The sequence below is a fragment of the Longimicrobium sp. genome (assembly GCF_036399935.1).
Taxonomy (GTDB): domain Bacteria; phylum Gemmatimonadota; class Gemmatimonadetes; order Longimicrobiales; family Longimicrobiaceae; genus Longimicrobium.
On the sequence record NZ_DASWMD010000011.1, the window covers coordinates 1 to 10,609 of the forward strand.

12 protein-coding genes are annotated in these 10,609 nt (G+C 71.2%); 9 read left to right on the top strand and 3 right to left on the bottom strand.

Features of this window, described 5'->3' with window-relative positions; all coding sequences use genetic code 11:
• The coding region (locus tag VGB24_RS03810; RefSeq protein WP_331071632.1) for a BlaI/MecI/CopY family transcriptional regulator at positions 1-311 on the top strand (311 nt) is incomplete at its 5' end.
• Between the two features lie 17 nt (positions 312-328).
• On the top strand, positions 329-757 hold the full coding sequence (locus VGB24_RS03815; RefSeq protein ID WP_331071633.1) for a M23 family metallopeptidase: 429 nt from the start codon (positions 329-331) through the stop codon (positions 755-757).
• Between the two features lie 27 nt (positions 758-784).
• On the opposite strand, the gene VGB24_RS03820 is transcribed toward VGB24_RS03815, so the two are convergent.
• From VGB24_RS03820 to VGB24_RS03830, 3 genes are all read right to left on the bottom strand, one after another.
• A complete protein-coding gene (locus VGB24_RS03820; RefSeq protein ID WP_331071634.1) occupies positions 785-2,218 on the bottom strand; it encodes a M56 family metallopeptidase in 1,434 nt (477 codons plus the stop codon).
• Positions 2,215-2,613, bottom strand: coding sequence for a BlaI/MecI/CopY family transcriptional regulator (locus VGB24_RS03825; protein ID WP_331071635.1), 399 nt, complete (start codon positions 2,611-2,613; stop codon positions 2,215-2,217). Before VGB24_RS03825 ends, VGB24_RS03820 begins: the two co-directional genes overlap by 4 nt.
• Positions 2,614-2,750: 137 nt before the next feature.
• A complete protein-coding gene (locus VGB24_RS03830) occupies positions 2,751-4,181 on the bottom strand; it encodes a serine hydrolase domain-containing protein (RefSeq protein ID WP_331071636.1) in 1,431 nt (476 codons plus the stop codon).
• 106 nt (positions 4,182-4,287) lie between these two features.
• Between VGB24_RS03830 and VGB24_RS03835 the strand changes: the two genes are divergently transcribed.
• The 7 genes from VGB24_RS03835 to VGB24_RS03865 form a co-directional block, all read left to right on the top strand.
• Positions 4,288-5,208 carry a LysR substrate-binding domain-containing protein gene (locus VGB24_RS03835; protein ID WP_331071637.1) on the top strand — a complete coding sequence of 307 codons (921 nt, stop codon included), beginning with the start codon at positions 4,288-4,290 and terminating at the stop codon, positions 5,206-5,208.
• A 166-nt stretch (positions 5,209-5,374) separates the two neighbouring features.
• Complete coding sequence (locus VGB24_RS03840) at positions 5,375-6,307, top strand: hypothetical protein (RefSeq protein WP_331071638.1); 933 nt, start codon at positions 5,375-5,377, stop codon at positions 6,305-6,307.
• Positions 6,307-7,308, top strand: coding sequence for a polysaccharide deacetylase family protein (locus VGB24_RS03845; protein WP_331071639.1), 1,002 nt, complete (start codon positions 6,307-6,309; stop codon positions 7,306-7,308). The genes VGB24_RS03840 and VGB24_RS03845 overlap by 1 nt, the downstream gene beginning before the upstream one ends.
• A 354-nt stretch (positions 7,309-7,662) precedes the next feature.
• Complete coding sequence (locus VGB24_RS03850; protein WP_331071640.1) at positions 7,663-9,393, top strand: alpha/beta hydrolase family protein; 1,731 nt, start codon at positions 7,663-7,665, stop codon at positions 9,391-9,393.
• On the top strand, positions 9,390-9,791 hold the full coding sequence (locus VGB24_RS03855) for a hypothetical protein (protein WP_331071641.1): 402 nt from the start codon (positions 9,390-9,392) through the stop codon (positions 9,789-9,791). The genes VGB24_RS03850 and VGB24_RS03855 overlap by 4 nt, the downstream gene beginning before the upstream one ends.
• On the top strand, positions 9,788-9,988 hold the full coding sequence (locus VGB24_RS03860; protein WP_331071642.1) for a helix-turn-helix transcriptional regulator: 201 nt from the start codon (positions 9,788-9,790) through the stop codon (positions 9,986-9,988). The genes VGB24_RS03855 and VGB24_RS03860 overlap by 4 nt, the downstream gene beginning before the upstream one ends.
• Before the next feature lie 405 nt (positions 9,989-10,393).
• Positions 10,394-10,609 (top strand): BlaI/MecI/CopY family transcriptional regulator (locus tag VGB24_RS03865; protein WP_331071643.1); only part of this gene is annotated, 216 nt, incomplete at its 3' end.

Consider the following 10,609-nt stretch of genomic DNA (forward strand, 5'->3'; position numbering starts at 1 on the left):
AACTGGGCGAGGACCTGGCCTACACCTCGGTCCTGTCGGCGCTGCAGACGCTGGAGGAGAAGAGGTTCGTGCGCCACGAGGCAGAGGGGCGCGCCTACCGCTACTTCCCCACCGTGGCGCCGGAAAACGCCGGGCGCAGCGTCATGGCCCGCATCCGCGACGCCGTGTTCCAGGGCTCGGCGGAGCGAACGCTGGCTGCGCGCCAGCCGGCCGCCCGCCCTCGGCGGCAGCCGCGGACTGCAGCGCGTATCCCGAGCAGTCCAGGTCGCCGTACGTGCTGCCGTACCCGCCGGGCCGGGCGTACCCGGTGAGCCAGGGGAACTGCTCCGTGGGATCGCACCGAAGCGCCAGCCCGTATCGGTACGCGCATGATTTCGCGATGCCCGCCGGCGATACGGTCGTGGCGGCGCGCGGGGGGCGGGTCGTGGCAGTCGAGGAGTCGTTCGCCGACGGCACCCGGCTGGCCGGCCCGGAGAACGAGGTGGTCGTCAGGCACCGGGACGGCACCTTCGCCCGGTACATCCACCTGACGCGTGGGGGCGCGCTGGTGGCAGAGGGTGACGTGGTGGGCCAGGGCCAGCCCATCGCCCTGAGCGGCGACAGCGGCAACAGCAGGGGACCTCACCTGCACTTCGACGTGGCGGCGTGCCCCGCGGAGCATTGCGACACCCTCCCGGTCACCTTTCGCAACACCGGCCCCCATCCCGGCGGCCTGGAGCTCCGCGTGCGGTATCCGGCCTACCCCCAAGTACGTTGAGGGGGCGTCATCACGAACGCCACGCGGTCAGCGCTCGGCGCCGGAAGCGGCTTTCGCCGGCCCACGGCTGGCGCCCACCACGCCGGGCCCCAGGTGGTACGCCGCCAGCGCGGCGTCCACCTCGCCGTCGTAGTGGCGGATCAACGCCGCGAGGTAGCGAAACCCCACCTTCAGGTTCGTTTCGTCTTCGCGGAGCCGGGCCGGGGTGACTCCCGGCGCATGGCGGGCGGCGGTGGCGGGGGTGATGCGGGTGAGCCCCACTCCCGGCCCGGCCGCCTCGCGATGGAAGCCGCTTTGCGCGTGCACCAGCGCGTGGGCCAGCACGCGGTCGACGCCCTCCGCGTCAGCCGCCCTGCTGATCGTCCGCGAAAGCTCCACGGGAATGCCGTAGTGGCGCGACAGATACGAGGCGTCGGAGCCACCGACATCCGTGACGAATCTCGCGGGCGCCGCAAACGAAAGCTCCGGACGAACGACGGCCGATCCGGTACCGAGCAGCGCGGCGGCGGCGGCGGCGATCCAGGCGATCGATCGGCCGCCGACCGCCGGGGGCCGCTGCCGCATCAGGGTCACCACGCGCCCCTCGAACCCGGCGCCGGCCCCGATCACCGCCAAGCCGTGAGAGGCGCCCCGGTTCATGGTGCGGGCGAGATCCACCAGGTGGCCGGCGTAGGAGAGCGGAGAGATGCCGGCGGCGACGACTCCGCTGTCGCACGCCCGTTCGCGCTCGCTGCGCAGGCGGCCCACCGCGTACCAGGCCAGCGGGTTGGGCCAGTGGATGACCAGGGCAACCTGCGCGGCGACGTCGTACAGCGCGTCTCGGCGGCGGACGTGCTGCAGCTCGTGAAGGATCACCGCGCGCATGCGCTCCGCGGACCACGCGCTCGCCGAAGCGGGGAGGAGGATCGCCGGCCGCCGCACCCCCCAGGTCAGCACCGCCGTCTCTCCGGCCGCCACCAGCAGGCGAACGCGCCGGCCGATCCCGGCGTCCCGCCGGGCGTCGTCCAGGATCGACACCCAGCCGCCGGCCTGGACCTCGGCGGCTCCCCGGGCCAGCGACCGCAGCGTGAGAACGCCGCCCGCCGTTCGCGCCGCCAGCGCCAGCGCCCCCACCGTCCACAGGACGGCCCACGGCGCACCGCCCTTCCGCTCCCGGCCAGCGGGCTGGGCGCCGGCGGCGCAGGCGGCGTCCGCGGACGGACAGCCGGCAGCCGCGCCGTCGACGCCGGTGCGCGGCTCCCATCCGGCAAGCCCGATCCCCACGCGGTGGACCGGCACGCCCACACGCCACGCGGGAAGGGCCACCATCAGCAGGGGAAGGCACGCGAGGAGGACGGTCGTGGTCTGCCAGAGGGAGGCGCGGGCACGCGCCGCCGCGGCGGCGAGCAGCAGCGCCGCCACGCTTGCGAGGGCTACCAGGAGAAGCCCGCGGAGCAGCAGCTCGGATAGGAAGGTGCTCATGGTTCCCGCTCCTCCGCCCTTGCACGCTCGACGAGGTCGGCGAGGGCGTCGAGCGCGCTGCCGCGCGGCCTGACGTCCTTCGTCTCGAAGAGAGTGCTGACCAGGCGCTCGGGTGAGCCGTTGAAGAAGGTGGAGATCACGTGCCGTAGGGCCGACTCCCGGACGCGCTCCGCGGGCTGGGCCGCGTGATAGACGTGACGCGGCCCGTCACCCGTGTGCGAGAGGTGGCCCCGCTTTTCGAGCAGGCGCAGCGCCGAGCGCACGGCGTCGAGGGTCGGCGGATTGGGAAGGTCGCCCCAGATCTCGGCGGCCGTGGCGTGGCCGCGGCGGATCACCACGTCCATGAGCTCCCGCTCACGGCGGCTGAGCCCCCGCTGCTCCGGTTCGGTCGTCATCGTTCGGGCGCATTCGTGGTGGCCGGGGCCGCCGCCTGCGACGCCGAGGCGCTTTTCTGGTGAAATATCACCGTTCGAAGATCGCGCCGCACCCCGCGTGTGTCAACACGATCGCGTGTCCTGGCCGCGCACGACGGTCAGCGCGGCCGGGGAGGGCTGTCCTGCTCTTCGCGCAGAAATGCGCGCCCCAGCAGAAAGACGTAGGGAGAGCCGCCCGCCCGCCGCGCGAAGATGAACGGCTGGGCGACGCGGCCCGAGGGATCCAGGATCGCCACGACGCCGGGGCCCACCTGGTACAGCGGAATCCGCTCGCCATCGTCTACCAGGGCCAGGCCGCCGGAGTCCGCCACGAACTCCAGCGGCTCGCCGGGCATGTTGAGGTAGCGCCCGGCGTTCTCCGCGGTGGCGCGGGGATACTCGGCGGGGGTGGCGGAAGGCTCGGCGGGCGGCGAGCGGTCCGGAACCAGGCGGGCGAGAACCGCCGTGGCGCCGGCGTCCAGGAGTGCACCCGTCCGGTTGGCGAGGATGATCACCCCGACGCGCGTGGACGGAATCATCCGTACGACCGCACCGTAGCCGAGGCCCCCGCCGTAGTGCCCCACCTCGGTCTCGCCGCGCGTGGTCACCACCCGAAAGCCCAACCCATAGCGCTGCGCGCTTTCCCCGCCCGGAGCCGAGGCGATCGGCGACGTGGCAAGGGCTGCCGCGCCTTCCGCGAGGGCGCCAGGGTCGCCGCCACCCATCACTGCCTGTGCAAGGCGCGCGAGGTCCGGCGCCGTGGAAAAGACCCCCGCACGCGGCAGCATCTCGGCGGCGTCGGGGGCCGGGCGAATCACGCGGGCCGCCCCCGTCTGGGGGTCGCGGTCGTGGCCCAGCGCGAACGGGTAGGTGACCGCCTCCACCAGCCGCAGCGACGATCGCTCCATTCCCAGCGGCCGAAGGATGTCGCGCGCCACCAGCTCGGCGAAGGGCACGCCGGCAGCATCTTCCAGCACCGCGCCCGCCAGCATGAAACCCGCGTTGGAGTAGGAGTACAGCTCCCCGGGCGCGGCGAACACCGCATCGGCGCCCAGCCGCCGCGCCGCCGCGCCCAGCGCCGAATCGTCGCGGCTGCCGAGGGCCGGGGCGGCATCCCGAAGCCCCGCCGTGTGCGAGAGCAGCTGCCGAAGGGTGAGCGCCCGCAGGGCCGGGTGCAGCCCCGCGGAATATTGACCAATCGGCGCGTCGAGCGAAACGACGCCGGCCCGGGCAAGGATCGCCGCCTGCAGCCCCGTGAACATCTTGGTCACCGAGGCCACGCGGAAAACCATGTCGGGCGTGGCCGGAAGGCCGGTTTCGATGCTTGCGATTCCGTACGCCCGCTGCAGGACCACGCTGTCGCCCACCACCACGGCCATCGATGCCCCGGGCACGGGCTGGCGCCGCATCTCGCGCACGACGACCGAGTCGATCTCCGTCCAGTCGGCGGCGGGCGCGGATTGGGCGAGGGCGGTGCCGGCCAGGCCGGAGACGAGCCCCGCGCAGGCGAGGAGCTTTGCGGCCGTTCCTGAAACCGAGGGAGCGCGCATGGTACCTGGTGTCGGGGCGAAGAAGGAGGCGGATGAAAGCTACCAGCAGTACATTGATCGGCACAGTGGCAATCGATCCCCGGATTGATGCGTTTTCGTGATCAGTATGAAGAACGACGGCCGGATCGAGCTCCGCCACCTGCGGGCATTCGTGGCGGTGGCGGACGAACTGCACTTCCGCCGCGCCGCCGCGCGAATGGGCGTGGCGCAGGCGGCGCTGAGCCAGCACCTGAGGCAGCTGGAGGAAGCACTGGGTGCGGCCGTTCTGCGCCGCACCACCCGCCGGGTGGAGTTGACGGCGGTCGGCGAGGTGTTCCTGCGCCACGCGCGCAGCGTGCTGGACCAGGCACATCGTGGCGTGGCTGCCGCCCGAAGCACCGCGCGGGGCGAGCTCGGGGTCGTTCGCCTGGGCTTCGCCGCATCGGCTTCCATCGCGATCCTGCCGGCGGTGCTGCGCTCCCTGGGCGAGCATCTTCCGAACGTGGCGGTGGAGTTGTACGAGCACCCCCTGGTGGCACCCCTGCACGCGGTAGAGACCGACCAGCTGGACCTTGCGATCGTACGAGGGCCCGCGGACCACCCCGGCCTTACCGCGGTCCCGCTGCTCGACGAGGCGCTGGTGGTCGTGGTGCCGGCTGGCCACGCCCTGGCGCGGGAGGCGGAAGTCACCCCCGAGATGCTGCGCGACGAGCCCGTGGTGCTCTTCCGGCGCGCGGGGGCCCCGGAGCTTCACGACTTCATCACCCGGCTGTGCGGCGATGCGGGCTTTTCGCTCCGGGTGGTGCGCGAAGCCACGGAATGGGCCATGATCGCCAGTCTCGTCACGGCGGGGTTCGGAATCACCATCGCGCCCGAATCCGCCCGGGAGGCGGTGATCGGTGCCGTGGCGGCCAGGACCATCGCCGGATCCCGCGGTGCGGCGAAGCTTGCGGTCGTCCACCGCTCCCGCGTGCTCGCGCCCCCGGTCCAAGCGGCGCTCGACGTCCTGGCGCGGGCCGCGCGATCGGGGGAGTTGGGAACCCGGTGAGCACCTTCTGGCCCGGGGAACCTGCGCGGCTTCTGGTTCTCGGGTAGGCCGAGCGAGGGGGACGGCTGCGGCAGGAGGAAGGTCGGTGTTGACAGGGGTGGCACCCGCCACCACGTTCATGGTGAAATTTCACCATGGCAGGACGCACCCCCTTCCAAGGCCGATCATGAAACGATTGATCCTGATGCTGGCGGTTCCCGGGGCGGCCACGCTCTCCGCGCAGGCCGCTCCGCCCGGCGCGGAGCCCCGGCTTTTCTCGCCCGGCGTCGTCACCATCGGCGAAGCCACCACCTACCGGCCGACGTTCACCCCGGACGGGCGGACGGTGATCTACACCATCGAGGTGGGGGACGGAGAGTACGCGCTCGTGCAGTCGCGGCGCCGGGACGATACGTGGGGGCCCCCCGAGATCGTTCCGTTCTCCGGAGAGCACTCGGATGCGGAAGGCATTCTTTCGCCGGACGGGCGCCGGATGGTGTTCGCCTCGCGCCGGCCGCCGCCGGGAGGGCAGCCCAGGCACGACTACGACCTGTGGACGGTCACCCGCGAGGGGAACGGGTGGGGAACGCCGCGCTGGCTGGGCGCGCAGGTGAACTCCGCCGCCAACGAGCTGTATCCGGCGCTCACGCGCGACGGCACGCTGTACTTCAGCCGCAGCGGCCCGGACGGCTCCGACCTGTGGTCCGCGCGGGCGGCCGGCGACGGCTACGCCCCAGCCGAAAAGCTCCCGCCGCCCGTCAACACCGACCGGCGCGAGGCGGGGGTCTTCGTGTCGGCCGACGGCGACTGCCTAGTGTTCGATTCCAACCGCGCCGGCCTGGGAGGGACCGACCTGTTCGTCACGCGGCGCACCGCGGGCGGCTGGACGGAACCCGCCGCCCTTCCGGCGCCCATCAACTCGCCCTCGCAGGAAACGTCGGCCATCCTTTCGCCCGACGGAGCCACCCTCTACTTCACCAGCAACCGCTCCTCCGGAGCGCAGGCTCCGTCGCTGGGAAGCGGGCTTCGCTACGCCGGCCTCGTGGAGCGGATGCGCCTCCCCGGCCGCGGGCGAACGTGGCACATCTACGAGATGCGGACGCCCGCGGGAGTCTGCTGATGAGCGGCCCGTGCCGCCATCCCTGGACGCTGGCCCTGTTCACCGCCGCGGCCCTCGTGGCCTGTGTCGCTCCCGGCGGAGAGCGCCAGGGCGCTCCCGCCGCGGATGCGCAGCCCCGCGCGGCTGCCGGGGCCACGCCCGTACGTGCGGTGTCCATCACCGTCGACGACCTCCCGGCCACGCAGTCACGGAGCCTGGCGGAGATGAGCAGGATTACCCGTGAGCTGCTGGGCGGGTTCGCGCGGTTCGGGGTGGTTGCCACGGGCTTCGTCAACGAAACCAAGCTCGACGACGTGCCGGGCGAGGAATCCGCACGCGCCGCGCTGCTGGAGGCGTGGCTGGCGGCCGGGCACGACCTGGGCAACCACACGTACTCGCACCTGCGCTTCTACGACGCCAGCCTGGCCGACATGCAGGCCGACGTGGTGCGCGGCGAGCGCGTTACCCGGGAATTGATGGAGCGGCGCGGCGGGCGCCCGCGGTACGTCCGCCACCCCACGCTCAACACGGGCCGAACCCTGCGGGCCAAGGAGGCGTTCGAGGGCTTCCTCGCCGACCACGGGTATGCCGTCGCGCCGGTCACCATCGACAACGACGAGTACCTGTACGCCGCGGCATACGCCCGCGCGGCCGCCCGGGGCGACACCGCCGCCATGCTCCGGCTGGGCGCCGACTACGTCCGCTACATGGAGGAGATCTTCGATTTCTACGAACGGCTTTCGGGGGAAGTGCTGGGCCGTGAGCCGGCGCAGGTGCTCCTGCTGCACGCCAACGCGTTGAACGCCGACCACGCCGAACCGCTGCTGCGCATGATCCAGCGGCGCGGCTACCGCTTCGTCACGCTCGAGGCGGCGCTGGAAGACGCGGCGTACCGGCTGCCGGACCGCTACGTCGGGGCCCGGGGGCCGTCGTGGATCCAGCGGTGGGCGATCACGCGCGGCCAGGAGCCCGGGGTGCAGCCCCCGGTCCCGGAGTGGGTATCGGCCGCGGCTCGGCCCTGAGCCCGCCGGCACGCCGTGGCCGGCTCGGCACGCCGCGGCACGGGTCGGGGAGCATCCACGGCGTCGAACGATCCCGCGGCAACCCCCGGCCCGCTGCCTGCAGGACGGGCACCGACGCGAGAGAGCCCCGGCGCACGCCAGCGCCGGGGCTCCGTCGTTCGTCCGGCGGATGGGGGTGAATTGGAGCCGCCGAACTCCAGACGGTGCCGCCGGAATACCCGATGGATCGATCCAGTTAAGTATACTTGACAAAAAGCCACCATCAATGGCATAATGCTCTTGTTGCTTTACCATTCACGAGGCGAGGAGCTTATGTCACCCGCAGGCACCACCCTCATCCCCGTAGTCGCGGCCGTGCTTACGGCGGTCTCTCCCGTGCGCGGGCAACCGGATTCGCCGTGCTACGAGGGGTTCATCGGATCGGCAGGCAGTCTGCGCCGCGTCATCGTGGAGCAGAGCGGCGAGGCGGCCACCGTCCACGTCTATTCCCGTCCCCCGCGGGCAGTGGGGCTGAAGCGGGCAGATGCTGCGGGCGACAGCCTCTACGCCTCCGTACACATGGTTTCGGCTGACGGGCTGACGACGCTCACGATGTCCGGGACTTCGGGTACGCTGACGCTGGCTCGCGCCGCGGGCCCTGCCACGGCCGTGGTGCGGGCGATGGGTCCGCCGCAGGCCGGGAAGAGCGACGAGGGGGTGTGGCATACGTCGATCGGCCCCGGTGGGGTGATCCGCGTCGTCGCACGGCTTCAGGGAGGGCCGTGCGGCCACCTGGTCGGTCAGCTCGACAGCCCTGACCAGGGACAGCAGAACCTGCCGATGACGTCCGTCGGAGTGATGGGCGACTCACTGGTGATGGAGGCCGCATACATGGACCTCCGCATCGCGCTTGCGCGTGGCTCTTCGGTCGAGCGCGCCGGGACACTCGTGCAGAACGGGATCACGCATGAGATCCTGATGCATCGCGGCGCGGAGGCGCCGACGCTGAGACGTCCCCAGGAGCCGGTGCGGCCCTACCCGTACGATGAGCGAGAAGTGCGCTTCGCGAGCCGTGCACCCGGCGTTCGCCTCGCGGGAACGCTGACGCTGCCGCGGTCCCACGGCCGCCACCCGGGCGTCGTTCTCATCAGCGGCTCCGGTGCGCAGGACCGCGACGAGACGATTGCCGGCCACAAGCCTTTCCTGGTCCTGAGTGACTGGCTCACGCGCAACGGTTATGCGGTGCTGCGTGTGGATGATCGCGGCACGGGTGGATCCACCGGCAACGTTCGCACCTCTACGCTGATGGACATCGCCGACGACGTACGTGGCGCGGTCGACTACCTGAGGGGAACCGCGGAAATCGACACCGCGGCCATCGGGCTGATCGGCCACAGCGAAGGCGGGTACGTGGCTCCCGTCGTTGCCGCCGGTGATCGGTCGGTTGCCTTCGTGGCCCTCCTGGGCGCCCCCTCGGTCGGCGGCCGCGCCGTGTTCGCGGCCCAACGGTCGGCGCTGGCACGCGCTTCCGGCGCAACGCCACGCACCATCCGCGTCGACTCGGTGCTGAATGCACGCGTATTTTCCGTTCTGGACGCGAGGCCGGCGGATGATTCTCTCGCCCACGCCGTCGATCGCGTGCTGGGTGCTTGGCTGCGCTCCCTGTCCGGCGCCGATCGCGCGACCGCGGATTCGCTCCTGCGCGGGCGTACACCCGCCCAGGACTCCGCCAGCGTCGAATTCTGGAAGAGCGCCTGGTTCAGGTCCGTGTATTTCCATGACCCCGCGACGTTCCTTCGCCGCGTCGACGTCCCGTTGCTTGCCGTCCTGGGCGACCTGGACCTGCAGGTTCCTGCTGTCCAGAGCGCGCCTGCTTTCAATCGCCTGTTCAGGGGGGAGCGACGGCGGCTGCTCACGCTGCAACTCGTTCCCGGCGTGAACCACATGCTTCAAACGGCGACTCGCGGAACGATGGACGAGTACATGCTGATCGAGGAGACGATTGCGCCGACGGTGCTCCGGCACATTACCGACTGGCTGTCGCGCGTGGCGCCGGCGGCCCCGAACCAGGGGGTCCCTACCCCCGCTGAAAAGGAGAGAGCATGATGGAGAAATCATCCGGAGGCCCGTCGGACCGCGGCATCCTCGCATTGTTCCTGGTGTGGCTGACGCTCTACTTTGCCGCGCGATTCTACCTCGAGGCGAACTCTGCGCTGTCGGGAAGCTCGCGTCTCGCGATCGCGTTCGCGCCTGCACCTGTCTTCGCACTGTTCCTGTGGCGATTCATTCGTTCCGTTCGATTGGCCGACGAACTGGAGCGCCGGATTCAGCTGGAAGCGCTGGCGATCGCCTTCCCGCTCGGCCTTCTGCTGCTCACGACACTGGGGCTGGTGCAGCGTGCCGTCGAACTGAACTTCCAGGACTGGAGCTACAATCACGTCTGGCCCATGTTCGCGTTCTTCTACATGGGGGGGATCGTCGTCGCGAGGCACCGCTATCAATGAAAAATCGCCTGAAGGTGCTTCGCGCCGAGCGGGACTGGTCACAGGCGGACCTCGCGGCTCAGCTGTCGGTGTCGCGGCAGACGGTCAACGCCATCGAGACCGGCAAATACTCGCCTTCGCTGGAGCTGGCCTTCGCGATCGCGCGGATCTTCGACGGGCGCATCGAGGACATCTTCTTCCCTGATCCCACCGGGTAGCCCCCTGCCGCGGCGTACCCGCCGAATGCTCATCCTCCGAGACGCATGAGGCGAGCTCCTCGCGGTCAGGGCGGCGCGGGCCTGGTTCCACCGAGCGCCCCCGACCTCACCCGCAGGTAGCCCGCGCCACAGCCACGCCTTGCGGATCGTGGTGCCGGGGAGCGGCGGGGAACCCGTGGCGGGCTGACCGGCCGCGCGCCCCGGGAATGGACACCCCGAAGTGCCCCGCTGCCCCGGCGCTGGCCCTTGCCCCGCGAAGTTCCTCACCCACGCAAGGCGATCGTGACAACGCGGCCGGGCACCGACCGGCCGCGTCGGCGGCCTGTCCCCCCATCTACGGAAAAAACAGTTGACAGGGGCGAGCACGGTGATTAATCTACGGAAGAACCCGTAGCAAGGGACTCCATGGACGAGATCAGCTTTACCCCGCGCGAGCTGGACGTGATGAGCATCCTGTGGCGCAGCGGCTCGGGAACGGTGAGCGAGGTGCGGGAGGAACTGGGCGAGGACCTGGCCTACACCTCGGTCCTGTCGGCGCTGCAGACGCTGGAGGAGAAGAGGTTCGTGCGCCACGAGGCAGAGGGGCGCGCCTACCGCTACTTCCCCACCGTGGCGCCGGAA

Coding starts and splice junctions, on each gene's coding strand:
- VGB24_RS03820 (WP_331071634.1), bottom strand. CDS start 2,218: ATGAGCACCTTCCTATCCGAGCTGCTGCTCCGCGGGCTTCTCCTGGTA.
- VGB24_RS03825 (WP_331071635.1), bottom strand. CDS start 2,613: ATGACGACCGAACCGGAGCAGCGGGGGCTCAGCCGCCGTGAGCGGGAG.
- VGB24_RS03830 (WP_331071636.1), bottom strand. CDS start 4,181: ATGCGCGCTCCCTCGGTTTCAGGAACGGCCGCAAAGCTCCTCGCCTGC.
- VGB24_RS03835 (WP_331071637.1), top strand. CDS start 4,288: ATGAAGAACGACGGCCGGATCGAGCTCCGCCACCTGCGGGCATTCGTG.
- VGB24_RS03840 (WP_331071638.1), top strand. CDS start 5,375: ATGAAACGATTGATCCTGATGCTGGCGGTTCCCGGGGCGGCCACGCTC.
- VGB24_RS03845 (WP_331071639.1), top strand. CDS start 6,307: ATGAGCGGCCCGTGCCGCCATCCCTGGACGCTGGCCCTGTTCACCGCC.
- VGB24_RS03855 (WP_331071641.1), top strand. CDS start 9,390: ATGATGGAGAAATCATCCGGAGGCCCGTCGGACCGCGGCATCCTCGCA.
- VGB24_RS03860 (WP_331071642.1), top strand. CDS start 9,788: ATGAAAAATCGCCTGAAGGTGCTTCGCGCCGAGCGGGACTGGTCACAG.